22 protein-coding genes are annotated in these 22,711 nt (G+C 71.5%); 15 read left to right on the forward strand and 7 right to left on the reverse strand.

What is annotated here, in order from left to right:
• Positions 1–219: 219 nt before the first annotated feature.
• A complete protein-coding gene (locus tag ACWCQM_RS39470) occupies positions 220–2,349 on the reverse strand; it encodes an MMPL family transporter (protein ID WP_450919896.1) in 2,130 nt (709 codons plus the stop codon).
• Positions 2,350–2,444: 95 nt separating this feature from the next.
• Positions 2,445–2,939, reverse strand: a complete 495-nt coding sequence (locus tag ACWCQM_RS39475; RefSeq protein ID WP_450919897.1) for a MarR family winged helix-turn-helix transcriptional regulator — start codon at positions 2,937–2,939, stop codon at positions 2,445–2,447.
• Between the two features lie 177 nt (positions 2,940–3,116).
• Here ACWCQM_RS39475 and ACWCQM_RS39480 point away from each other — a divergent pair, with 177 nt between their 5' ends.
• The 4 genes from ACWCQM_RS39480 to ACWCQM_RS39495 all read left to right on the forward strand — a co-directional run bounded on the left by ACWCQM_RS39480 (position 3,117) and on the right by ACWCQM_RS39495 (position 7,485).
• Positions 3,117–4,112 (forward strand): sporulation protein, encoded by a 996-nt coding sequence (locus ACWCQM_RS39480; RefSeq protein WP_450919898.1) that lies wholly within the window; start codon positions 3,117–3,119, stop codon positions 4,110–4,112.
• Positions 4,113–4,239: 127 nt separating this feature from the next.
• Positions 4,240–4,476 carry a twin-arginine translocase TatA/TatE family subunit gene (locus ACWCQM_RS39485; protein WP_450919899.1) on the forward strand — a complete coding sequence of 79 codons (237 nt, stop codon included), beginning with the start codon at positions 4,240–4,242 and terminating at the stop codon, positions 4,474–4,476.
• Positions 4,477–4,597: 121 nt separating this feature from the next.
• A complete protein-coding gene (locus tag ACWCQM_RS39490; protein WP_450919900.1) occupies positions 4,598–6,109 on the forward strand; it encodes an SDR family oxidoreductase in 1,512 nt (503 codons plus the stop codon).
• The gene (locus tag ACWCQM_RS39495; protein WP_450919901.1) at positions 6,106–7,485 is read left to right on the forward strand and encodes a cryptochrome/photolyase family protein; all 1,380 of its coding nucleotides are present in this window, start codon (positions 6,106–6,108) and stop codon (positions 7,483–7,485) included. Before ACWCQM_RS39490 ends, ACWCQM_RS39495 begins: the two co-directional genes overlap by 4 nt.
• A 149-nt stretch (positions 7,486–7,634) precedes the next feature.
• Here ACWCQM_RS39495 and ACWCQM_RS39500 read toward each other — a convergent pair whose 3' ends face one another.
• Complete coding sequence (locus tag ACWCQM_RS39500; protein ID WP_450919902.1) at positions 7,635–8,477, reverse strand: DUF1206 domain-containing protein; 843 nt, start codon at positions 8,475–8,477, stop codon at positions 7,635–7,637.
• 52 nt (positions 8,478–8,529) lie between these two features.
• Positions 8,530–9,069 (reverse strand): DoxX family protein, encoded by a 540-nt coding sequence (locus tag ACWCQM_RS39505; protein WP_450919903.1) that lies wholly within the window; start codon positions 9,067–9,069, stop codon positions 8,530–8,532.
• Between the two features lie 209 nt (positions 9,070–9,278).
• Here ACWCQM_RS39505 and ACWCQM_RS39510 point away from each other — a divergent pair, with 209 nt between their 5' ends.
• Both ACWCQM_RS39510 and ACWCQM_RS39515 read left to right on the forward strand, forming a co-directional pair.
• Positions 9,279–11,294 carry an oxidoreductase gene (locus tag ACWCQM_RS39510; protein WP_450919931.1) on the forward strand — a complete coding sequence of 672 codons (2,016 nt, stop codon included), beginning with the start codon at positions 9,279–9,281 and terminating at the stop codon, positions 11,292–11,294.
• Positions 11,295–11,348: 54 nt separating this feature from the next.
• A complete protein-coding gene (locus ACWCQM_RS39515; RefSeq protein ID WP_450919904.1) occupies positions 11,349–11,933 on the forward strand; it encodes a PadR family transcriptional regulator in 585 nt (194 codons plus the stop codon).
• 110 nt (positions 11,934–12,043) lie between these two features.
• Here ACWCQM_RS39515 and ACWCQM_RS39520 read toward each other — a convergent pair whose 3' ends face one another.
• Together ACWCQM_RS39520 and ACWCQM_RS39525 are read right to left on the reverse strand one after the other, a co-directional pair.
• A complete protein-coding gene (locus ACWCQM_RS39520; protein ID WP_450919905.1) occupies positions 12,044–13,168 on the reverse strand; it encodes a DMT family transporter in 1,125 nt (374 codons plus the stop codon).
• Entirely contained in the window at positions 13,165–13,977 is an 813-nt protein-coding gene (locus ACWCQM_RS39525) for a phosphatase PAP2 family protein (RefSeq protein ID WP_450919906.1), read from the reverse strand. The genes ACWCQM_RS39520 and ACWCQM_RS39525 overlap by 4 nt, the downstream gene beginning before the upstream one ends.
• Positions 13,978–14,142: 165 nt before the next feature.
• On the opposite strand from ACWCQM_RS39525, the gene ACWCQM_RS39530 reads away from it, so the two are divergent.
• The 7 genes from ACWCQM_RS39530 (at position 14,143) to ACWCQM_RS39560 (ending at position 19,454) form a co-directional block, all read left to right on the forward strand.
• Complete coding sequence (locus tag ACWCQM_RS39530; RefSeq protein WP_450919907.1) at positions 14,143–14,829, forward strand: TetR/AcrR family transcriptional regulator; 687 nt, start codon at positions 14,143–14,145, stop codon at positions 14,827–14,829.
• A 214-nt stretch (positions 14,830–15,043) separates the two neighbouring features.
• The gene (locus tag ACWCQM_RS39535; RefSeq protein ID WP_450919908.1) at positions 15,044–16,063 is read left to right on the forward strand and encodes an SPFH domain-containing protein; all 1,020 of its coding nucleotides are present in this window, start codon (positions 15,044–15,046) and stop codon (positions 16,061–16,063) included.
• Positions 16,060–16,959: a hypothetical protein gene (locus ACWCQM_RS39540; RefSeq protein WP_450919909.1), complete on the forward strand. Its 900-nt coding sequence runs from the start codon at positions 16,060–16,062 to the stop codon at positions 16,957–16,959. Before ACWCQM_RS39535 ends, ACWCQM_RS39540 begins: the two co-directional genes overlap by 4 nt.
• Positions 16,960–17,075: 116 nt before the next feature.
• Positions 17,076–17,606, forward strand: coding sequence for a nucleotide triphosphate diphosphatase NUDT15 (locus ACWCQM_RS39545; protein ID WP_450919910.1), 531 nt, complete (start codon positions 17,076–17,078; stop codon positions 17,604–17,606).
• A gap of 62 nt (positions 17,607–17,668) precedes the next feature.
• A complete protein-coding gene (locus ACWCQM_RS39550; protein ID WP_450919911.1) occupies positions 17,669–18,163 on the forward strand; it encodes an FBP domain-containing protein in 495 nt (164 codons plus the stop codon).
• Positions 18,164–18,234: 71 nt separating this feature from the next.
• Positions 18,235–18,642, forward strand: a complete 408-nt coding sequence (locus ACWCQM_RS39555; RefSeq protein ID WP_450919912.1) for an SHOCT domain-containing protein — start codon at positions 18,235–18,237, stop codon at positions 18,640–18,642.
• 128 nt (positions 18,643–18,770) lie between these two features.
• The gene (locus tag ACWCQM_RS39560) at positions 18,771–19,454 is read left to right on the forward strand and encodes an alpha/beta fold hydrolase (RefSeq protein ID WP_450919913.1); all 684 of its coding nucleotides are present in this window, start codon (positions 18,771–18,773) and stop codon (positions 19,452–19,454) included.
• 230 nt (positions 19,455–19,684) lie between these two features.
• On the opposite strand, the gene ACWCQM_RS39565 is transcribed toward ACWCQM_RS39560, so the two are convergent.
• Entirely contained in the window at positions 19,685–20,353 is a 669-nt protein-coding gene (locus ACWCQM_RS39565) for a GntR family transcriptional regulator (protein ID WP_450919914.1), read from the reverse strand.
• Between the two features lie 209 nt (positions 20,354–20,562).
• Here ACWCQM_RS39565 and ACWCQM_RS39570 point away from each other — a divergent pair, with 209 nt between their 5' ends.
• Positions 20,563–21,588: an amidohydrolase family protein gene (locus ACWCQM_RS39570; protein WP_450919915.1), complete on the forward strand. Its 1,026-nt coding sequence runs from the start codon at positions 20,563–20,565 to the stop codon at positions 21,586–21,588.
• Between the two features lie 191 nt (positions 21,589–21,779).
• Complete coding sequence (locus tag ACWCQM_RS39575; protein ID WP_450919916.1) at positions 21,780–22,700, forward strand: amidohydrolase family protein; 921 nt, start codon at positions 21,780–21,782, stop codon at positions 22,698–22,700.
• Positions 22,701–22,711 lie beyond the last annotated feature (11 nt).

Genomic DNA, 22,711 nt, shown 5'->3' on the forward strand with positions numbered 1-22,711 from the left:
TTTTCTTATACGGACCCCCCGACGCCTTCTGGTCCCACCGGCGGCGCGTCGTGGGGGGGGGGGGGGGGCGGGGGGGGGGGGGGGCGGGCCCCCCCCCCCCCCCCCCCCACGGGGGAGGGCGGACGGATCGCCGGCTGTCACGGTTGTCCCATGACCGACACCTCACGCGTCGCCCGTCCCGCGAACGCCGACATCCGCGTCCATGGCCGCACGGCCCGGCTAGGACAGGGACTTGCTCCCTTCCGGCGCTTCCTTCCCGCCCTTGCTCAGCGCACCCGGCCACCAGGCAGCGGGCCCGATGTCCCGGACGAGCGCGGGCACGAGGAGCGAGCGCACGACGAGCGTGTCGAGCAGCACGCCGAACGCGACGATGAACGCGATCTGGACCAGGAAGGCCAGCGGGATGACGCCCAGGGCCGCGAAGGTCGCCGCCAGCACGACACCGGCCGAGGTGATGACCCCGCCCGTGGTGGTCAGCCCGCGGAGAACGCCCTGCCGGGTGCCGTGGATCAGGGACTCCTCGCGGACCCTGGACATCAGGAAGATGTTGTAGTCGACGCCCAGAGCGACGAGGAAGACGAATCCGTACAGCGGCACGGACGAGTCGGTGCCGCTGAAGCCGAAGACGTGCTCGAAGACCAGCGAGGCGATTCCGAGGGTGGCGAGGAAGTTCAGCGCCACCGTCGCCACGAGCAGGAGCGGCATCAGCAGGGAGCGGAGCAGTCCGATCAGGATGACGAGGATGATGACCAGCACCACGGGCACGATGATGTTGCGGTCATGTTCGGCGGTCTTCTGGGTGTCGTACTGCTGCGCGGTGTAACCGCCGACGATGGCGTCGGCACCGGGCACGGCGTGGACCGCCTCGCGGAGCCTGGTGACGGTCGCCTTGGCGGCGTCGCTGTCGGCCGCGTCCGCGAGCGTGGCGTCGATGCGGACCCTGCCGTCCACCACGAGCGGTTCCCCGCTGCCCGGGCGTCCGGAGGCTGTCACCACGGAGACACTGTCGACACCGGACACGCCCTCGGCGGCACCGACCACCTTCTGAGCACCGGCGGCGTCGGCGATCACGACGGCGGGGTTGCCCGACCCTCCGGGAAAGTGCCGTCCCAGCGTCTCCTGCGCGGTGACGGACGGTGCGTCGTTGACGAAGATCTCCTTCAGGGGCACGCCCTTGGAGTTCAGCGTCGGCATGAAGGCGGCGCACGCGAGGAGGCCGATCAGTGTGAAGGCCCACACCTTGCGCGGAGAGCGGTCGACCAGGCCCGCGATCCGGGACCAGATGCCCGTGGAGCCGGCTTCGGGCTCGGCGTCGCCCTTCTTGGGCTTGGCCGGCCAGTACGCGGCCCTGCCGAGCAGGACCAGGACGGCGGGCAGGAAGGTGAGAGCGCTGAGCACGGAACAGACGATGCCGATGGCGCCGACGGGCCCGAGAGCGCGGTTGTTGGTCAGATCGCTGAGCAGGAGAGCGAGGAGTCCCAGGGCGACGGTGGCAGCGCTGGCCGTGATGGGCCCAGCGGACTCCCGGAGCGCCGCCCGCATCGCCGTCCAGCGGTCGGCCTGCCGGCCCAGCTCCTCGCGGAACCGCGCGGTGAGCAGCAGGGCGTAGTCGGTGGCCGCGCCGATGACCAGGATCGACAGGATGCCCTGGACCTGCCCGTCGACCCGGACGATGTCGTGGTCCGCCAGTACGTACACGATCGCGCAGGAGACACCGAGGGCGAAGACCGCGCCGACGATGATGATCAACGGCAGCAGGACGCTCCGGTAGACCAGGAGCAGAATGACGAGCACGGTCACCAGGGCAACACCGAGCAGCAGTCCGTCGATGCCGGCGAAGGCGTCGGACAGATCGGCCTGGGAGGCCGCGGGTCCGGCCAGTCCGACCACCGTTCCAGGAACCTTCTCCGCCGCTTCGCGGATCTCCGCGATGGCGTCGGGGAGCTCGTCACCGAGGTCCGGCCGCAACTGGACGATTCCTTCGAGAGCCTGACGGTCCTTCGACGGGAGTGCGGGGCTCACCTCGCCCGTCACGCCCGGGCCGCCCTGGATCGAGGCGAGTGCGGCCGTCGCCGCCTTCTGCTGCGCCGCCCCGAGCTCTTCGCCGTTCTTGTCGGACGTCCAGACCACGATGGCGGGGACGGTCTGCTGCCGGCTGAACGCCTTCTGGGCCTCGACGACTCTGGTCGACTCGGCGCTCTGCGGCAGGAAGGAGGCCTGGTCGTTGGTGGCTACTTCACCGAGCTTCCCGGCATACGAGCCGAACGTACCGCCGACGACGAGCCAGGCGAGAACAAGGAATACAGGGACAAGGAACAGCCGGCGAACCGGCTTCGATGCGGTGGACATGGCGCTCCTGGGTCGGCCGCGATCTCTCAATCATGATGTATCTCAATGATTGAGATTACATGCTCCACACCACCGCTCGTCACCGGCGGGGCGATTCAGCGCCGGGGAACCTGCATTCGAGCGAGTTCACCGTTCATCCGGCCGAGGAAACGGAGCACGGCCTCCAGCTCCTCGGGGTCGGTCGCGGTGCACGCGCCCGCCGCCGCCTCGGCGAGGGGCATGAAGAAGGAGCGGGCGACCGCCTTGGCCCCGGGCTCGTAGTACAGGTGCACGACACGCCGGTCGGCACTCTCCCTCGCCCGTCGGATGTGGCCCGCGCGCTCCAGCCGGTCCAGACACGCGGTGACCGCGCCGGAGGTCAGACCGAGATGCTCACGGAGCCTGCCCGGGGTCAGCGGCGGGTCGGCGTCGAGAATCGCCCCCAGCGCCTGCACATCCGTGGCGTGCAGACCCTGCGCGTGCGCGAAGGCGTGAACCAGGCGGTTGATCTCGCCGTTCATCCGGCGCAATTCCACCCCGAGCGCCTGAAGCTCCGACACCCCGCTCGCGGTCGGGTGTGATCCGTCACGAGGGTTGTCCGCACTGTTCACCGCCCCATAGTAGGACGCGGGCGGGCACACGAGAGCTCCCTCCCCGATGAGCGCCGGGCACACTCCCCCCGGACGCGGACTGCGATTCAGCAGATCATCTCGCCTTTACACTTCTACAGTTGTGTAGAAATCAACTGCACGCGTTCTCCGTGTACGGAAGAAGGAGTGGACGCCACGATGGTGTTCAAGAAGCTGCTCGGTTCGCTCGGCGTAGGAGGACCGACCGTGGACACGGTCCTGGAGCCGGGAGCCGTGATTCCCGGGGGCAGCCTCAGCGGCCAGGTCCGCCTGAAGGGCGGCGGCGCCGATTTCACGGTCGAGCACATCACGCTGGAGCTCGTCGCCCATGTCGAGGCGGAGCACGAGGAGGGCGAGTCCGAGGGCGCCGTCGCCTTCGACCGCTTCACCGTGAGCGGTGGGTTCGTGCTGGCCGAGGGCGCGGTGCACACCGTGCCGTTCAGCGTGACGCTTCCCTGGGAGACCCCGGTCACCGAGCTCTACGGCCAGGATCTCGGGATCGTGCTCGGCGTGCGCACGGAGCTCTCGGTGGCGGGCGCCAGGGACAAGGGGGACCTCGACCGGCTCACGGTGGGTCCGCTGCCCGCACAGGAGGCCGTTCTCGAGGCGTTCGGCCGGCTCGGGTTCGGCTTCAGGTCGGCCGATCTGGAGCTGGGGCACATCCACGGGAGCGGACAGCGGCTCCCCTTCTACCAGGAGATCGAGCTGTCGCCCTCATCGCGCTACGCGGACCGGATTAGCGAGATCGAGGTGACGTTCCTCGCCGGGGCCGACGGCCTGGACGTCGTCCTGGAGGCGGACAAGCGAGGAGGCCTCTTCTCCGGCGGCGGCGACGTCGTCAGCCGCTTCACCATCGGCCATGACGAGGTTCAGGGGCGCGACTGGGCAACCGAGGTCGACGGGTGGATCCACGCGCTGGCCGAGGCCCGCTCGGCGCACGGCGCCCCCGGGGCGTACGGCGGCACCGCCGAAAGCCACGGACACAGCGGCGGGCAGGGACACCATTCGGGCTCCGGCCTCGGCACCGCCGTGGCCGCCGGGGCCGCGGGCGTCGCCGTCGGCGTGGTGGGCGGGATGGTGGCCGCCGAAGTCATCGACGAGGTGGGCGACTTCTTCGAGGGCGACGAGGAGGAGGACGAGGGCGACGAGGGCTGAGGGGCGGCCGGGAGACGCCCTGCCGCAGTCTTCTACAGTTCTGTAGATTTGGCGCGCCCCGGCCACCCCAGGGCATCGCCGAGGTCGCCGTGCGGGCGTCCCGGACCGCCAAGGAGAGACTGCCGTCATGTTCGGAATCAGTGAGATCGCCCTCTTCATCATCATCGCCGTCGTGATCTTCGGCGCGAAAAAGCTCCCCGAACTCGCCCGCTCCCTGGGCAAGTCGGCACGGATCCTGAAGAGCGAGGCACAGGCTCTGAAGCGCGACGGCACCTCTCCCGCCGATCCGGCAGAGAACGGGTCCGGTACGGCGGGCCCGCGCGTCATCAAGGGCACCGCCACCGAAAGCTCCGGACAGCACTGAGGTTCGATCGGCCCCGCCACCCGGTGGGGTGGGCTTCGGCGTGTCAGGGTCCCGTGGTCGAGCGGATTCCCCCGGACGGGGGCACCGTGGACGAAGGAGACACGAGCCGGAGCGAGGGGCCATGGACAGCAAGGACGACACCGGCGGACTGCGGTGTCTGGTGACAGGCGCGACGGGATACATCGGCGGACGCCTCGTACCCGAGTTGTTGGACGCCGGCCACCGGGTGCGCTGCCTGGCGCGCACGCCGGAGAAGCTCCGGGACCATCCCTGGGCTGGCGAGGCCGAGGTCGTCAAGGGGGACGTGACCGACGCGGAGTCCGTGCGCGCCGCGATGCGGGACGTCGACGTCGCCTACTACCTGGTGCACGCCCTCACCAGCGGTTCGGGCTTCGAGAGGACCGACCGGGAGGCGGCCCGGATCTTCGGCGAGCAGGCGCGGGCCGCCGGAATCAGCCGCATCGTCTATCTGGGCGGTCTCACTCCCGCCGACGTCCCCGAGCGGGATCTGTCCCCCCATCTCCGTTCCCGTGCCGAGGTCGGACGCATCCTCCTCGAATCGGGTGTGCCGGCGACCGTGCTGCGCGCGGCGGTGATCATCGGTTCGGGTTCGGCGTCCTTCGAGATGCTCCGCTATCTCACCGAGCGGCTCCCGGTCATGGTCACCCCGAGCTGGGTGTCGACGAGGATCCAGCCGATCGCGGTCCGGGACGTCCTCCGCTATCTCGTGGGCAGTGCGCACATGCCGACCGAGGTGAACCGCACCTTCGACATCGGCGGTCCCGATGTGATGACGTACCGGGACATGATGCAGAAGTACGCCCAGGTCGCCAAGCTCCCCCACCGGCTGATCCTTCCGGTGCCGATGCTGTCGCCGGGGCTCTCCAGTCACTGGGTCGGGCTGGTGACACCCGTGCCCGCGTCGATCGCCCGGCCGCTCGCGGAGTCCCTGCGCTACGAGGTCGTGTGCCACGAGCACGACATCGCCGACCACGTCCCCGACGGCCCCGGGCAGCCCTTCTCCTTCGACACCGCTCTCTCGCTCGCCCTGCAGCGGATCCGCGAGGCCAGGGTGACGACCCGGTGGTCCTCGGCCTCCACCCCAGGCATCCCCAGCGATCCGCTGCCCACCGACCCCGACTGGGCCGGCGGGAGTCTGTACACGGATGTGCGCGAGCTCGACGTCGACGCGTCACCCGACGCCCTGTGGCGGGTCATCGAGGGGATCGGAGGCGACAACGGCTGGTATTCGTTCCCGCTGGCGTGGGCGGTCAGGGGCTGGATGGACCGGCTGGCCGGCGGAGTGGGCCTGCGCCGGGGCAGACGGGACGCCCAACGGCTGCGGGTCGGCGACTCGCTGGACTTCTGGCGGGTCGAGGAGATCGAGCCGGGCCGGCTGCTCAGGCTCCGCGCGGAGATGCGGCTCCCGGGCCTGGCCTGGCTGGAGATGTACGCCGAACAGGGCAAGGACGGCGGGTCCCACTACCGCCAGCGGGCCGTCTTCCACCCCAACGGTCTGCTCGGACACGCGTACTGGTGGAGCGTCTCCCCCTTCCACGCGGTGGTCTTCGGCGGGATGGCGCGCAACATCGCGCAGGCCGCGGTCAAGGGAACGGCGGGTGGCCGGGCATGACCGTGGCAGTGGTCCTCTTCACCTCCGACCTCCGGCTGCACGACCATCCACCGCTGCACGCGGCCCTGGCCTCGGCCGACGAGGTGGTCCCCCTGTTCGTCCTGGACGACGCCGTCCATGACGCCGGATACGACGCGCCCAACCGGCGCGCGTTCCTCGCCGACTGCCTCCACGACCTCGACGCGGGGCTCCGGGAGCGGGGCGGGCGTCTGGTCCTCCGCCAGGGTGACGTCGCCGACGAGGTCGGCAGGGTCGTCACGGAGACCGGCGCGGGCGCGGTTCACCTGGCGGCCGGTGTCAGTGCGTTCGCCCGGCGACGCGAGGAACGGCTGCGTGAAACGCTCTCGTCCATGGGCTGCCCGCTCAGGGTGCACGACGCGGTCATCACGGCCGTCGCACCCGGAGCGGTGGTGCCCTCGGGAGCGGGCAGGGATCATTTCGCCGTCTTCACCCCGTACTTCAGGCGCTGGTCCGGCGAGGGGACCCGCTCCCCGTTCCGGGCTCCACGCACCGTGCGCGTGCCGAAGGACCCCGGGTCCCTGCCGCTGCCTTCGCGGTCCGGGCTCACTGGGCTCTCTCCCGGCCTCGCCGAGGGCGGGGAGACCGAGGGGCGCAAGCTGTTCGGCGCATGGCGCCGCAACGGTCTCGCGTCGTACGAGGACCGTCACGACGACCTCGCAGGTGACGCGACCTCGCGGCTCTCGCCGCATCTGCACTTCGGCACCCTCTCCCCCACCGAGCTCGTCGAACGGGCCCACGCGGCGGGCGGTCCGGGGGCGGAGGCATTCGTGCGCCAGTTGTGCTGGCGGGACTTCCACCACCAGGTCCTGGCCGCGCGACCGGAGGCCTCCCGTTCCGACTACCGCCCCCGGGGCGACCGTTGGCGCACCGGGCGGGCGGCGGAGAAGGACACGGCCGCCTGGAAGGAGGGCCGCACCGGCTATCCGATCGTCGACGCGGCGATGCGCCAGCTGCTCCACCAGGGCTGGATGCACAACAGGGGGCGGCTGCTGACGGCGAGCTTCCTCACCAAGACGCTGTACATCGACTGGCGCACCGGAGCGCGTCATTTCCTGGAGCTTCTGGTCGACGGGGACATCGCCAACAATCAGCTGAACTGGCAGTGGGTGGCGGGCACGGGCACGGACACCCGGCCCAACAGGGTCCTCAATCCGGTGACACAGGCCAAGCGGTACGACCCGCAGGGTGAGTACGTACGCCGCTGGGTGCCCGAACTCGCGGGGATCGCCGGGCCCGGTATTCATGAGCCGTGGAAGCTGCCGGGCTCGGAGCGCTCCCGCTACGACTACCCGGATCCGGTCGTCGGACTGCCGGAAGGGCTGGCCCGCTTCAAGGACGCACGCGGACTTGACTGAGGCGCGCCGGGCCGAGGCCGACGCGCCGCCGGGCCCGGCAGGGCGGCCCGGCGAAGCCCCGCACCCGGCCGGACGGTCGTCCCGGCGAAGCCCCCGCGCCCGGCGGGCTCGGCCGGTCGGCCCGGCACCCGGCCCGCCACGGCTTCGGTTCAGACCCTGCGCCAGCGCGCGTTGGCCCAGGAGAAGAGGCCGAAGGCGGCGAGGCCCAGCGCGATCAGCACGAGCAGCCAGGGCCCCGCAGGGGTCTCGGTGAAGGAGCGCAGGGTGTCGTCCATGCCCTTGGCGCGGCCCGGTTCGTGCTGGACGGCAGCGGCCACGGCGAACCCGCCGGCCGTCGCGAAGACCGCACCACGGACGGCGCCGCCGAAGACACCGGTGACGTCGACGGCCTGACGGACCTTCTTCGTCATCTCGGCAATCTTCAGATGCTTGTGGAACTTGCGCATGACGGCCCGTCCGGCGATCCACAGGCCCGCGCAGGTCACGGCGGCTCCGGCGATCCCGACGATCCACTGGCCACCGGTCCACTCCAGGGCGCGCGCCGTGACGTCGGCGGTCTGACGGTCGCTGGATCCGCTACCGCTGCTGTGGTCACCGGCGGCGTAGGAGAGCACGGAGTACGACACGAAGGAGTAGAAGAGGAAACGGCCCGCGGCCATGGCCCGCTTGCCCGCCTTGCGTCCGTCCGGACCGGCCTGCCCGAACAGCGCCTCGGACAGTCGCCAGAGCGCCATCCCGGCCAGGGCCACGCCCAGCACCCAGAGCAGGAGGTTCCCGAAGGGCTTCTCGGCTATCTCCGCGATCGCGCCGCCTCGGTCGGCCTGCTTCCCGCCCCCGTCGGAGAAGGCGATGCGCAGAGCCAGCAGGCCCACCAGGAGGTAGATCACTCCGCGGGCCACGAACCCGGCGCGTGCTCCCGCTTCCACGGCCCGGCTGTTGGCCGCCCGTCTGGCCTGACCCCGTGCGTTCATCGACAGTGCGTTCGTATTCATGCACTGCCGGATGCCCCTGAAACGCCGATCAATGCCGGGGCGTCAGGGCACGTCAGGCGTTCTCGTCCGTCGGTTCGCCCTCCCCGGCCGCCTGCCCCTTGGCGCGTCGGCCGACGACGGCCGCCGCGGCGAGCGCGCTTCCGGCGAACGCGAGGGCGACGACCCACGGGCGGTCCAGGACATGCCCGGTGGCATGGTCCAGGGAGTAGCGTCCGGCGCCGGTCACCCCGATCGCGGCGGCGGTGAAGCCCAGGAACGCCGGGTACTCGTAGCCGCCGGCGGTCGCGAAGAAGCCCGCGGGCGCGTGCACGGCGACGGCACCCGCCATCGTGCCGGCCGCGGCGGCACCGGCGGCCGGGGTGGCCAGCCCGAGGGCCAGCAGGATCCCGCCTCCCGTCTCGCCGAGTCCGGCGGCCATGGCGCTGTGCTTCGGCGGGTCGAAGCCCATGGCCTCCATGGCCGCGGTGGTGCCTTCGATGCCGCCTCCGCCGAACCATCCGGCCAGTTTCTGGCTGCCGTGGGCCGCCAGGACCGCCCCCGTCCCGACCCTGAGCACGAGGAGTCCGAGGTCACGTCGGTTGATGCAGGTCATGGGATGACTCCTGTCGCCGAGGAGGGTGCGCGCGGGAGGGAAGGCGTACGCATCCACTGTCGTCCGGGCCGGGAGGCGAGGGCCGGTGGTGTTACGCCATTCGTGGACCGGCCTTGCGGGGGCTGCGACGTACGCCATTGTGCAACTAGTTGCATAAAGCCTTCCGGGTGGTCTACAACTGGCTCGACGACACCTGCGAGGAGACCCGGATGAGCCCGTACCCCACCCTGCTGAGCCCGCTCGATCTCGGGTTCACCACACTCCCCAACCGGGTGCTGATGGGTTCGATGCACATCGGCCTCGAGGAGGTCGAGCGCGGTTTCGAGCGGATGGCGGCGTTCTACGCGGCCCGGGCGCGCGGCGGGGTGGGCCTCATCGTCACCGGCGGGATCGCGCCCAGCGAGCGTGCGTGCTCCTTCCCCGGCGGCGCGAAGATGACCACAGAGGCGGAGGCGGAGCAGCACGCCGAGGTCACCTCCGCCGTGCACGCGGCGGGCGGCCGGATCGCGATGCAGATCCTGCACTTCGGGCGCTACGCCCACCACCCGGACCTGGTGGCGCCCAGTGCGCTCAAGGCCCCGATCAGCGGGTTCACCCCGCACGCGCTGACGGACGACGAGGTCGAGGAGACCATCGAGGACTTCGTGCGGGCGGCGGAACTCGCGCGCCGCGCCGGCTACGACGGAGTCGAGATCATGGGCTCCGAGGGCTATCTGATCAACGAGTTCATCGTCGCGGCGACCAATCACCGCGAGGACCGCTGGGGTGGTTCGTACGAGAACCGCATCCGCTTCCCCGTCGAGATCGTGCGCAGGGTCCGCGAGCGGGTCGGGCCCGACTTCATCCTGATCTACCGGCTGTCGATGCTGGACCTGGTGCCGGGCGGTTCCACGCTGGAGGAGGTCGTGCACCTCGCCCGCGAGATCGAGGCCGCCGGGGCGACCATCATCAACACCGGCATCGGCTGGCACGAGGCCCGTATCCCGACCATCGCGACCTCGGTGCCGCGCGGCGCCTTCACCTGGGTGACGGAGCGGGTCCGCGGCGCGGTCTCGGTGCCGCTGGTGACCAGCAACCGCATCAACACCCCCGAGCTGGCCGAGGAGGTACTCGCCTCGGGCCGCGCGGACATGGTGTCGATGGCCAGGCCCTTCCTCGCCGACCCGGATTTCGTGGCCAAGGCCGCCGAGGGCCGTGCCGACGCGATCAACACCTGCATCGGCTGCAACCAGGCTTGTCTGGACCACATCTTCAGCCTGCGGATCACCTCCTGCCTGGTGAATCCCCGCGCCTGCCACGAGACGGAGCTGGTGCTGTCCCCGACCCTTACGCGCAAGCGCGTCGCCGTGGTCGGCGCCGGGCCCGCGGGGCTGGCGTGCGCGGTCACGGCCTCCGAGCGCGGGCACGCGGTGACGCTGTTCGACACGGCCGACGAGATCGGCGGCCAGCTGAACGTCGCGCGACGGGTCCCCGGCAAGGAGGAGTTCGACGAGACGTTGCGCTACTTCCGTACGCGGCTCGCCGAGGAGGGCGTCGAGCTGCGGCTCGGCGCCCCGGCCACGGCCGCCGCGCTCGAAGGCTTCGACGAGATCGTCCTCGCCACCGGAGTCGAGCCGCGCACCCCCGCGATCCCCGGCGTCGGGCACCCGAGCGTGGTCAGCTACCTGGACGTCCTGCGGGACGGCGCGGAGGTCGGCGACCGGGTGGCGGTGATCGGCGCGGGCGGAATCGGCTTCGACGTCGCCGAGTTCCTGACCGACGGGGGCGACGGCGCGAGCCTGGACCCCGAGGTCTTCTTCAGGCAGTGGGGTGTGGACACCGGTTACGCGGACCGGGGCGGGCTGCGGGCCCCCGAGCGCCCGAGGACACCGCGCACGGTGCACCTGGTCCAGCGCAAGGCGACCAAGGTCGGGGCCGGCCTGGGCAAGACCACCGGCTGGATCCACCGGACCGAACTGCGCCACCGGGGCGTGACGATGATCGCGGGAGCCTCGTACGACCTGATCGACGACGAGGGGCTGCACCTCACGGTGGACGGCGAGCAGCATCTGCTGCCGGTCGACACGGTGGTGCTGTGTGCGGGCCAGGAACCCCGGCGTGAGCTGTACGAGGAGCTGCGCGCGGCAGGCCGGCCCGTGCATCTGATCGGCGGCGCCGACGTGGCGGCCGAGCTGGACGCCAAGCGCGCGATCCGCCAGGGCACGGAGCTGGCCGCGGAGCTGTGACGGGGCGGCGCACGCCGTCCATAGGACGCCCACGCCGTCCTTAGGATGCACACCATGTCACTGCCGCACGCGATCCTCACGGCCCTGCTCGAGAAGCCGTCGTCCGGTCTCGAACTGACGCGCAGGTTCGACCGGTCGATCGGCTACTTCTGGCCGTCCACGCACCAGCAGATCTACCGCGAGCTGGGAAAGCTGGAACAGGCCGGGCACATCCGGGTCCTGCCGTCGGCGCAGCGGGCCCGTGGGCAGAAGAAGGAGTACGAGGTGCTGCCCGCGGGCCGCGAGGAGCTGACCGGCTGGGTGTCGCTGGCCGAGGATCCTCGGCCGGTCCGCGATCCGCTGCTGCTCAGGATGAGGGCGGCCGCCGTGGTCGGGGCGCCCGGTCTCGCCGGGGAGCTGCGCAGGCATCTCGCGCTGCACCAGCGGCAGCTGGCGGAGTACCTGGAGATCGAGCGGCGGGACTTCCCTCCGGAGCGGACCGCCGACGAGGACCGGCTGCGTCATCTGGTGCTGCGCGGGGGGATCGACCTGGAGACGTTCTGGACCGGCTGGCTGACCAGGGCGATCGACGATCTGGAGGGTTCCGGGCGTTCCGGGGCGGAGGGCGGCGCCGGGGCCGGGTCCGCGGACGCCGGCTAGGAGCCCCACTCCCCCGCGTCCCGGACATCTGCGAGCACATCTCTTCGGGCTGCGAGCGGCTCCGCGCTCCCCCTCGGCCCGTCCGTCTGCCCGAGGGGGATGGACCGGGACTACTGGCCGGGGCCGCCCTGTGTCCCGACCGGTTCTGCCCGGAACACGAGCGGCTCGGCGGGGCGGGGGACGGAGAGGGACGGGACGGCGATGACGACCCGCGACGGCACAGTCGGCCCGGGTGAAGCGGCCGGGACCAGTGGCACGCTCGGCCCGGGTGAAGCGGCCGGGACCAGTGGCACGCTCGGCCCGGGTGACGCGGCCGGGACCGGTGGCGGAGCCGGAACGGCCACGGCCGGCGGCGTGGCCGAGACGGGTGGCGCGGCCGGGACCGGTGGCGCGGCCACGGCTTCGGGTGCGCCCTCCGCCTGCGCGCGGCTGAGCAGAATCACGCCCCGTACGGCGGCGGCGGCCCCGACGAGCGCCGGGATCACCCCGAGCAGCCCGCCCTGGAGGCGTTCGCCGAGCAGGACCAGGCCGATGGCCGCGGCGGCCACCGGATTGGTGAGGGTGACCACGGCGAGCGGGGCGCCGAGGCCGCCCCGGTAGGCGGTCTGGGAGAGCAGCAGGCCGCCCAGGGCGAAGAAGGAGACGAGCAGTGCCACGGTCACCAGCCGCCAGCTGAGCAGCGGCCCCGAGTGGTCGGTGGCGGCGACCGTCAGGGTCTGGGTGAGCGCGGAGGCCACCCCGGAGGTGATGCCCGACGCGGCGGCGTGCCGGAGGCCGGGCCGGGTGCCCGGGCGGCTGAGGACCGCGACGAGCGTCATGGTCACGGCTCCGACGCCCACGGCCTCGGGCAGGGTCAGCGTGTCGTGCGGTGCGGTGCCTCCGGCCGCCAGGAGCAGCGCGGCGAGGCCGAGGAGGGTCAGGAGCGTCCCGCGCCACTCCGTACGGCTGACGCGGCGCCCCGCCGAGCGGGCCCCCAGCGGGACGGCGGCCACGAGGGTGAGCGCGCCGAGCGGCTGGACCAGGGTGAGCGGTCCGTATTTCAGCGCGGCGACGTGCAGGAGGGCCCCGGCCGCGTTCAGGCCGACCGCCGACCACCAGGCTCCGCGTGCCATCAGCCGCAGCGCTCCGGTGGAGGGGTCGGTACGGCCGGCGAGACGGGCCTGGGCGACCGCGGCGGACGCGTAGGCGACGGCGGACACCAGGGAGAGCGCGACGGCGATGAGCGTGGCGTTCATCGGCGTACCCCCTGCTCTGCGTACATCGGTGACCCGTAGCCCTGAGCGGGGATGGCGGCCGGCCACGGGAGGTGGGGGGTGATCGGGGTGCTGGGCAGCCTGATCGCGGCGTAGGCGACGGCGAGCATCGCGGAGACCACGATCGAGTCGAGCCAGTAGTGGTTGGCGGTTCCCACGATGACGAACAGTGTGATCAGGGGGTGCAGCAGCCACAGCAGGCGCCACCGGGAGCGGGTCGCGACGATGAGCCCGACGGCGATCACGAGGGCCCAGCCGAAGTGCAGGGAGGGCATGGCGGCGAACTGGTTGGCCATCGGGTCGGTCGCGGGGCTGTCGCCGTACACCGTCGGGCCGTAGACCTGGCCGGTGTCGACGAGGCCCGCCGCGTGCAGCATCCTCGGCGGCGCGAGCGGGAAGAGCAGGTGCACGGCGAGTGCCGCGCCGGTGAGCGCGGTCAGGATGCGCCGCGACCAGACGTAGTGGCGCGGCTCGCGCCAGTACAGCCAGATCAGGAACGCCAGCGTGGCCGGGAAGTGCACGGTCGCGTAGTAGGTGTTCGCCGCCTGGATCAGGGTGGGGCTGTGCAGCAGAAGGCCCTGCACGGCTCCTTCGCCGGGGAGGCCGGCGGCTCGTTCGAAGCCCCAGACCTGTCCGGCGTTGTGGAACGCCTCGTCGACATGGCCGGTCGCGGCCATCCGGCCCAGTTTGTAGACGAGGAAGAGTCCGGCTACGAGAAGCAGCTCACGGACGAGGGGTGGTCGGGCTGATATGTCCGGCTCCCGCTCCGCAGGCTCTCTGCGGGTGTGCATCACCCGTGCCCCTTTGCTGACGGTGCGCTGTTACGACATCGGTCCGGCCGGTCCGACCGAATCGATACGCCAGTGTACCGATACGCAGGCGTATCGGTACACGCGCGTATCGGTACACTGGCGTATCGAGGGTCCTCAGCCGCACAGCCGCAGAGAGGGAAGCAGATGCCGTCGCCCGGTTCAGCACAGGAGTCACCGCCCGCGTCGCGCAGGTCGAAGATCACACCTGAGCGGGCGCAGGAGCTCTACGCCGCCGTGCTGGACCTGCTCCGGGAGAGCGGTTACGAGTCGCTGACCATGGAGGGCGTCGCCTCCCGCACCCGCTGCGGGAAGTCCACGCTCTACCGCCAGTGGGGCTCCAAGCCGGAGCTGGTCGTGGCCGCGCTGCACGGCACCCGGCAGACCCTGCTCTCGGACATCGACACGGGCAGCCTGGGCGGAGATCTCAGGGAGGCCGCCCGGGCCGTGGAGACGGCGTCCGGCAAGGACACCCCGCTGATGCACGCGCTCAGCCATGCCGCACTCCAGAATCCCGACCTGCTCTGCGCACTGCGCTCCACGCTCATCGCGCCGTCGATCGCCGCGATCGACGCGATGGTCGAGCGGGCCGTCCGGCGCGGCGAGATCGACGCCGACAACCCCGCGACGGACTACGTGGCGGCCCAGGTGCTCGGCATCATGCGCGCCCGGCCACTCCTGGAGGGGCGGTACGCCGACGACGCCTTCCTGACCCGCTTCATCGAGTGCGCAGTGCTTCCCGCACTCGGACTCCACGCGTCCCCGCCCACTCCCGTGGAGCACGGGGGCGGTCCCCCCTCACCCCCACCCGCCCCCGTGGAGAGCGGGTCCTGATGAACGTGGGCCGTCGTCCCGAGCGGATGACGGCGGTCCACCCGCGCGCCGCACCGTGGGGACGGGGTCGGCGCACAACCGGCCGGCCGGTGGTTTCTTCGGAAGCCACCGGCCGGCCGCGTTCGTACCGCCACCCCTCCCCCCTTCTCGTCCTCTTGACGATATACAGGGAAAGCCGTTATCGTCGTCGTGACGAGAAAGAGGGGGTCCCGACATGGCCGACATCACCCGGCGCCTCGGCTGGCGGCATCTGCGCTCCGCGCCCACCACGCACATCCGCCACCACAAGCGCGGCAGGCTCGCCCACGACGGCACGGGGCTGAGCTTCTGGTACCGCTCACTGTCCGCGGCGCTGTCCGAGGTCCCGGTGGACGACCGGGAGCTGGCGATGGCCTTCCACGCGCGTACGGCCGACTTCCAGGACGTGACCGTGCAGGCGACCGTCACCTACCGGATCAGCGACCCCGCCGAGGCCGCCGCGCGGCTCGACTTCTCCGTCGACCCCGACACCGGGGTCTGGCGCGGTGCGCCACTGGAACAGATCGCCACCCTGCTCACCGAGACCGCACAGCAGCACACCCTGGACGTCCTGGCCCGCACTCCCCTGGCCACCGCACTGGTGGACGGGGTCGCCGCCGTACGGGAGCGGGTCGCGACCGGGCTCGCGGCCGAACCCCGGCTGCCGGCCACCGGCATCGACGTGGTCGCCGTGCGCGTGGTCGCCATCCGCCCCGAGGCGGAGGTCGAGCGCGCCCTGCGCACCCCGGCCAGGGAGCAGATCCAGCAGGAGGCCGACAGGTCGGTCTACGAACGCCGGGCGGTCGCCGTGGAGCGTGAGCGCACGATCGCCGAGAACGAGCTCGCCAGCAAGATCGAGCTGGCGCGCCGCGAGGAGCAGCTCGTCGACCAGCGGGGCACCAACGCCCGCCGGGAGGCGGAGGAGAAGTCGGCGGCCGACGGGGTGCGCACGGAGGCCGAGGCCGCCCGCAAGGTCCGCCTGGCCCGCGCGGAGGCGGAGGCGGCGCGCGAGGTCGGGGCCGCCCGTGCCGAGGCGCAGTCGGCCTGGCTGCGGGCGCACGGGGACGTGGACCCCGCGACCCTGCACGCCCTGGCGGCGACCCGGCTGGCGGAGAATCTGCCCCGCATCGACAGCCTGACCCTCTCCCCCGACGTGCTCACGGGCCTGCTCGCCCGGCTCGGAAGGCCTGAGCCGGAACAGGAGGCACGGGCGTGAGCCTCGCGCCCCGCGCGGTACTGGTGCACCGCACGACGGAGTACGAGGAACTCCTCGCCCGGCACGGGACGCACGGTCAGGCCGCGTTCGTGCTCGCCGGGCGCGGCCGGTCCGTCGAGGAGGTCGCCGAGCGCCACCGGCGCAACGAGCAGGCGCTCACGGAAGTGGCCGCCGCTTTGCCGCTGCGGTGGCGCAGGACGCGGGTGGAGCGGGCGGATCTCGACCGCTTCCTGTTCGGCCCGGAGGACGTGGTGGTCGTGGTCGGGCAGGACGGCCTGGTCGCCAATGCGGCGAAGTACCTGTCCGGGCAGCCGGTGGTGGGCATCGACACCGATCCAGGCCGCAACCCCGGAGTCCTCGTACGCCACCGCCCGCGCGACGCTGCCGCACTGTGCCTGGCGGCCGTCGCCGGAGGCGGGAAGGTGGACCCGCTCACGATGGCGGAGGCCGTCGCCGACGACACCCAGCGGCTGCTCGCCCTGAACGAGATCTACCTGGGGCCGCCGGGCCACCAGACCGCGCGGTACCGCATCGGCCCCGACGGCACGCCCACCGCCGGTGAGTCACAGGCGTCCTCGGGCGTCCTGGTCGGAACGGGCACGGGCTCCACCGGCTGGCTGCGCTCCCTCTGGCTGGAGCGCGGCAGCCGGCTGCCGCTTCCGGCTCCGTCCGATCCCCGGCTGGTCTGGTTCGTACGCGAGGCCTGGCCCTCCCCCGCCACCGGTACGTCGATGGTCTCGGGTGAGCTGGGGCGCGGGGACGGGCTGACGCTCACCGTCGAGTCGGACCGCCTGGTGGTGTTCGGCGACGGGATGGAGTCCGACGCGCTGGAGCTGACGTGGGGCCAGTCGGTGCGGCTGGGAGTCTCTGACACCACGCTCAATCTGGTGGCCTGACGGCTCGTGCGCTTCCGGCCGCCGGCACGGGTGCGGCTGAACCGGGGGAGCCGGCCGTTCACCCGGGGCCGGGGGACGGGTCCGGCGGCCCCGGGCACGGTGCGAGGATGGCGGACATGGCCGATGATCTCGCGAACGTCCCGACCCGCAACACCCGTCCGCCGCTGGCCCAGGCCGCGTTCGGGGTCGGAGTCGTCGTGCAGGACGCGGAGGGCCGGATTCTGCTCGGCAGGCACCGCGACGGCACATGGGAGCTGCCCGGCGGGAAGGTCGACCCGACGCACGAGTCGGTCGCGGCGGCGGCAGCCCGCGAGCTGCGCGAGGAGACCGGGCTGCGGGTGCGCGAGGACGAGGTGGACGTCTTCGCGATGGTGCACGACGTGGTGGGAGGCATCAACCGGATCAGCATGGCGGCGCTGGTGACGGTGGAGTCGGCGGTCGCGCGGGTCACCGAGCCGCACCTCATGAGCGCATGGCGCTGGACCGCTCCCGACGAACTGCCCGGCCCGCTCTTCCACCCCTCGGCCCAGATCCTGGCCGTCTGGCGCCCCGATCTGGGCGTCGAGCATCCAGCCGCCCACCACCTCAGGGTCGCCCCACCCCGGAGCGACACCCCGCACCACCGGATGCGCAGGACAGAGCCCTAGAGCATGACCTAGCTCCAATAATTATTTGCCTAGGGGTCATAGGCAGGTTTAGCGTCGATGCCATGAGAGCCGTCACCGAACAGGACATCCGCGCGTCGTTCGTCAATTGCTCCAAGGGAGAGGCGAAGCGCCTGCCGCTCCCCCGCGACCTGGAGGAGCGACCCTGGGACGATCTGGACTTCCTGGGCTGGCGCGATCTCTCGGCACCGGACCGGAGCTACATCGTCACGGAGACGGGCGGCGAGCTGACCGGCATCACGCTCCGCTTCCCCTCCCAGCAGCGCGGCTTCCTGCACCGCAGCATGTGCTCGGTCTGCCTGACCACGCATCCCGGCAGCGGTGTCTCGCTGATGACCGCCCGCAAGCGGGGCCAGGCGGGCAGGGACGGGAATTCGGTGGGCATCTACCTCTGTACCGACCTCGACTGCTCGCTGTACGTACGGGGGAAGAAGAAGCCGGCCCCCGGTGGGCGCTTCGAGGAGTCACTGACGGTGGAGCAGCAGATCGAACGGACCAGGAACAAGCTCTCGGCCTTCCTGGAGACGCTCGGCGCCTGAATCACAGGAAATGCGGCACTTCGTATGCGGATGTACCAATAAGGGACCGTCCGCACGATCGGAGTAGCCCCATGGACGACTATCCGCTGCTCAACCTCTTCCTGACGATGATGTACGTGTTCCTCTGGGTGCTGTGGTTCTTCCTGCTCTTCAAGGTGGTCACGGACATCTTCCAGGACCACTCGCTGAACGGCTGGGCCAAGGCGGCCTGGCTGATCTTCGTGATCGTGCTGCCCTACGTGGGCGTCCTCGTCTACCTGATCGCCAGGGGCAAGAGCATGGGCAAGCGCGAGGCGAAGCAGGCCAAGGAGCGGGAAGAGGCCTTCCGCGACTACGTGCGGCAGGCGGCCCGGCCGGAGGGCGAGCCGGGAGCGGGCGGCGGCCATGTGTCCGACCTCGCCAAGCTCGCCGAGCTCAAGGAGAAGGGCCACATCAGCCAGGAGGAGTACGAGAAGGCGAAGGCCAAGCTCCTCGTCTGAGGCAGAAACACCTTCCGCTCTCCCGCCCGGGGAACCGAACCGGGCGGGAGAGACGTGTGCGGCCCCTTGTCAGAGCCTCTCGATAGCGTGCCGGCAGCCAGCTCCGACTCCTCTTCGGGAGAACAACCGTGGACATCCTGCTCATCGCCGGCCTGTGGCTCGATGGCTCCGCATGGGACGACGTCGTGCCCGAACTCAGCGCGCTCGGCCATCGCCCCGTGCCGCTCACCCTCCCCGGCCAGGGCGACGGGAATTCCGGCGCGACGCTCGACGACCAGGTGGCAGCGGTGATCGCCGCCGTCGACGCGATGCCCGGGAAGCCCCTGGTGGTGGGGCACTCCGCCGCGTCGAGCCTGGCCTGGCTGGCCGCCGACGCGCGACCCGGAAAGGTGGCCGGGGTCGCCCTGATCGGCGGTTTCCCCGCCCCCGACGGGCAGGCCTATGCCGATTACTTCGCGATGGAGGGCGGCGCCATGCCCTTCCCGGGCTGGGGCCCCTTCGAGGGGCCGGACGCCGCCGATCTGGACAAGCGGGCCCGGCGCCGTTTCGCGTCCGCCGCCGTCCCGGTCCCCGAAGGGGTCGCGCGGGGAGTCGTGCGCCTGACCGACGAGCGCCGCTTCGACGTTCCCGTCGTGATCGTCTGCCCCGAGTTCACCCCCGCCCAGGCCGAGGAGTGGATCGCCGCCGGCGAGAGCCCCGATCTCGCCCGCGCCACCCACCTCACCTACGTGGATCTCGACTCGGGCCACTGGCCGATGGCCACCCGTCCCCGTGAGCTCGCCCGCGTCCTGGCGGAGGCCGCGAGCGCGTAGCACCGTGACCGGACACCTGGGCGGGCCGCCGGCGGCCCGCCGCCCCGGACGAGGCCCGCGCCCCGACGAATACCCGCATCCGTCGAGGCCGGCCGCCCCCGGCGAATGCCCGCATCCCCGCGGAGGCCGGCCGCCCCGGCGAATGCCCTCATCCGTGGACGCGGGCGCGTTCCGGCGCGGCCGGAACGCTCGCCGCGCGGCCCGACCGGCGCGGGCCCTCCGGCTCCGGGTCAGTGCAGGCGGGCCGGGGTGGGGGTCTCGCGCAGCGCCTCGACGACACTGTCGACGTGCGCACGCGCCGCCGCCTCCGCCGCGGCGCAATCGCCCGCGACCACGGCGTCGATGATCGCCAGATGCTGGGGCAGCGACTGCGCGGGGCGGCCGGGCCGGAGCGCCAGACGGAACTGGTAGCGCACCATCTGCCCGTTCATCCGGTCCAGCAGTTCCTGCGCGACCTTCTGGTCACTGACCTCGCCGATGCACTCGTGCAGCCTGCGGTTGAGCACCGAGTAGGCGTCCGGGTCCCCCTCGGCCACCGCCCGGGTCATCGCCGCGCCGATGTCCTTGAGCTTCTGGCGCACCTCGTACGACGCGTACTCCGCGGCCCGCCGGGCGCAGAGCCCCTCCAGCAGGGCCCGGCACTCGGTGATCTGGATCGCCTCCTCCACGGAGATCACCCGGACCCGCGCCCCGCGCCGGGGAATCAGCTCCACCAGCCCTTCTGCCGCCAGGTCCTGGAGTGCCTCGCGTACCGAGCTCCGGGTGGCCGCGAAGACCTCGGACAGCTCCTGCTCGACCAGACGCTGCCCGGGCACCATGTCCCCCGCCGCGAGCGCCGCCCGGATTCCGCTGGAGACCGCGCTCCGGCCCGCCCGGCCGGTGACCTGATTCGACGTCACCCCTCCGCCTTCCGTACATCGTCGGGAAATTCGCGCGCCGCGTGGACTCCACGGCGGCGCCAGCAGCGATGATGCCCGAAACTTTCTCGTCAGGCATATTGTCAACAATTTCATCGACGGTTACGGTGGCGTGACAGCCGGCCGGGTCGGACGGCCCCGGGAGCGGCCCTCCGGCTGTGTACACGCAGGCACTTCGAAGAGGAACAGCGATGATCATCGACTGCCACGGCCACTACACGACGGCCCCGCCCGCGCTGGAGGCCTGGCGGAACCGGCAGATCGCCGGTCTCGGGGACCCGTCCGTCGCGCCGAGAAGGTCCGACCTGAAGATCAGCGACGACGAGCTGCGCGAGAGTGTCGAGTCGAACCAGCTGCGGCTGATGGACGAGCGCGGTATCGACATGACGATCTTCTCGCCGAGGGCGTCGTTCATGGCCCACCATGTCGGTGATTTCGGCACCTCGTCCGAGTGGGCCGCCATCTGCAACGAGCTGTGCTTCCGTGTCAGCCGGCTCTACCCGGAGCGCTTCGTCCCCGCTGCGATGCTCCCCCAGTCGCCGGGCGTCGACCCCGCGACCTGCATACCGGAGCTCACCAGGTGCGTCGAGGAGTACGGCGCCGTCGCGCTGAACCTCAATCCGGACCCCTCCGGCGGCCACTGGACCGCACCACCCCTCACCGACCGCTCGTGGTACCCCCTGTACGAGAAGATGGCCGAGTACGACGTCCCGGCGATGGTGCACGTCAGCACCAGCGTGAACCCCGCGTTCCACACGACGGGCGCGCACTACCTCAACGCCGACACCACCGCCTTCATGCAGCTGGTGCAGGGCGACCTGTTCGCGGACTTCCCCACCCTCCGGCTGGTCATCCCGCACGGCGGCGGCGCCGTCCCCTACCACTGGGGCAGGTTCCGCGGTCTGGCCATGGCGCTCGGGAAGCCGTCCCTGGAGGAGCACGTCCTCGGCAACGTCTTCTTCGACACCTGCGTCTACCACCAGCCCGGCTCGGACCTTCTGTTCGACGTCGTGCCCACCCGGAACATCCTCTTCGCCTCGGAGATGATCGGCGCCGTCCGCGACATCGACCCCCGGACCGGCCACCATTTCGACGACACACGCCGCTACGCCGAGGCCGCCGGGCTGCCCGGGAAGGACCTCGCGGACATCCAGGAGCACAACGCCCGCTCCGTGTACCCGCGCCTGGACGCCCTGCTGAAGCGCCAGGGCCGCTGAACCCGCGGAATCGACCGACCGGGTAACCGGCCGGCCGAGGATGAGGCCGGCCGGGAGTGCGGGAGAGGCGGGCGGAGCCCGCCCATGGCCGCCGCTCGCCGGTCCCGCATGCCCGGGCGCCGCTCCGCTCCCCGCGCCCGGACGGACACGCACCACCGCACCGACGTCCCCCATGAACCACAGGAGTTCTCATGAGTGTGCCTTCCCCCAGGACACCGGGCTGGCTGAACTGGTACCAGAATCCGTCCACGCCCTCCTTCCGGCTGCCGCGAGGCACGGTCGACGCCCACTGTCACGTGTTCGGGCCGCAGGCCGAATTCCCCTTCGCGCCGGAGCGCAAATACACCCCCTGCGACGCGAGCAAGACGCAACTGGCCGCACTGCACGACCATTTGGGCGTGAGCCGCGCCGTCGTCGTCCAGGCCACCTGTCATGGCGCGGACAACACCGCGATGACCGACGCCGTCCGGGCGTCCGGTGGCAGGGCACGCGGCATCGCGACCGTACGGCCCGGCATCTCCGACGCGGAACTGCGGGAGCTGGACGCCGCCGGGGTGCGTGGAGTGCGCTTCAACTTCCTGCGCCGCCTGGTCGACACCTCCCCGAAGGAGGACCTGCGAACGATCGCGAAGAAGATCGCTCCGCTCGGCTGGCACATCGTGCTCTATTTCGAAAGCGCTGATCTGCCCGAGCTGGAGGGCTTCTTCGGCTCCCTGCCCGCTCCCCTCGTGGTGGACCACATGGGCCGGCCCGACGTGAACCATCCCGCGGACGGACCGGAGTTCGACCGATTCCTCCGCTTCGTCGGCGCGCACGACGTCTGGGTGAAGGTGACCTGCCCCGAGCGTCTCAGTGTGACCGGACCCCCCGCTCTCCACGGGGAGCGGCACGCCTATACGGACGTGGTGCCCTTCGGCCGCCGTGTGATCGAGGAGTTCCCGGACCGCGTCCTGTGGGGCACGGACTGGCCCCACCCCAACCTCACCGGCCACATGCCCGACGACGGGCTCCTGGCCGATTTCGTGCCGCGGGTCGCGGTCACGTCCGAGCAGCAGCAGAAACTCCTCGTCGACAACCCGATGCGCCTGTACTGGCCCGGCGAGGACGTCTGACCCCCTCCGCA

The organism is Streptomyces sp. NPDC002125, assembly GCF_053593715.1.

What these genes read in the sequence shown, in the direction of transcription:
- ACWCQM_RS39470 (WP_450919896.1), bottom strand. Translation starts at nt 2,349, where the DNA reads ATGTCCACCGCATCGAAGCCGGTTCGCCGGCTGTTCCTTGTCCCTGTA.
- ACWCQM_RS39480 (WP_450919898.1), top strand. Translation starts at nt 3,117, where the DNA reads ATGGTGTTCAAGAAGCTGCTCGGTTCGCTCGGCGTAGGAGGACCGACC.
- ACWCQM_RS39485 (WP_450919899.1), top strand. Translation starts at nt 4,240, where the DNA reads ATGTTCGGAATCAGTGAGATCGCCCTCTTCATCATCATCGCCGTCGTG.
- ACWCQM_RS39490 (WP_450919900.1), top strand. Translation starts at nt 4,598, where the DNA reads ATGGACAGCAAGGACGACACCGGCGGACTGCGGTGTCTGGTGACAGGC.
- ACWCQM_RS39495 (WP_450919901.1), top strand. Translation starts at nt 6,106, where the DNA reads ATGACCGTGGCAGTGGTCCTCTTCACCTCCGACCTCCGGCTGCACGAC.
- ACWCQM_RS39500 (WP_450919902.1), bottom strand. Translation starts at nt 8,477, where the DNA reads ATGAATACGAACGCACTGTCGATGAACGCACGGGGTCAGGCCAGACGG.
- ACWCQM_RS39505 (WP_450919903.1), bottom strand. Translation starts at nt 9,069, where the DNA reads ATGACCTGCATCAACCGACGTGACCTCGGACTCCTCGTGCTCAGGGTC.
- ACWCQM_RS39510 (WP_450919931.1), top strand. Translation starts at nt 9,279, where the DNA reads ATGAGCCCGTACCCCACCCTGCTGAGCCCGCTCGATCTCGGGTTCACC.
- ACWCQM_RS39515 (WP_450919904.1), top strand. Translation starts at nt 11,349, where the DNA reads ATGTCACTGCCGCACGCGATCCTCACGGCCCTGCTCGAGAAGCCGTCG.
- ACWCQM_RS39520 (WP_450919905.1), bottom strand. Translation starts at nt 13,168, where the DNA reads ATGAACGCCACGCTCATCGCCGTCGCGCTCTCCCTGGTGTCCGCCGTC.
- ACWCQM_RS39525 (WP_450919906.1), bottom strand. Translation starts at nt 13,977, where the DNA reads ATGCACACCCGCAGAGAGCCTGCGGAGCGGGAGCCGGACATATCAGCC.
- ACWCQM_RS39530 (WP_450919907.1), top strand. Translation starts at nt 14,143, where the DNA reads ATGCCGTCGCCCGGTTCAGCACAGGAGTCACCGCCCGCGTCGCGCAGG.
- ACWCQM_RS39535 (WP_450919908.1), top strand. Translation starts at nt 15,044, where the DNA reads ATGGCCGACATCACCCGGCGCCTCGGCTGGCGGCATCTGCGCTCCGCG.
- ACWCQM_RS39545 (WP_450919910.1), top strand. Translation starts at nt 17,076, where the DNA reads ATGGCCGATGATCTCGCGAACGTCCCGACCCGCAACACCCGTCCGCCG.
- ACWCQM_RS39550 (WP_450919911.1), top strand. Translation starts at nt 17,669, where the DNA reads ATGAGAGCCGTCACCGAACAGGACATCCGCGCGTCGTTCGTCAATTGC.
- ACWCQM_RS39555 (WP_450919912.1), top strand. Translation starts at nt 18,235, where the DNA reads ATGGACGACTATCCGCTGCTCAACCTCTTCCTGACGATGATGTACGTG.
- ACWCQM_RS39570 (WP_450919915.1), top strand. Translation starts at nt 20,563, where the DNA reads ATGATCATCGACTGCCACGGCCACTACACGACGGCCCCGCCCGCGCTG.
- ACWCQM_RS39575 (WP_450919916.1), top strand. Translation starts at nt 21,780, where the DNA reads ATGAGTGTGCCTTCCCCCAGGACACCGGGCTGGCTGAACTGGTACCAG.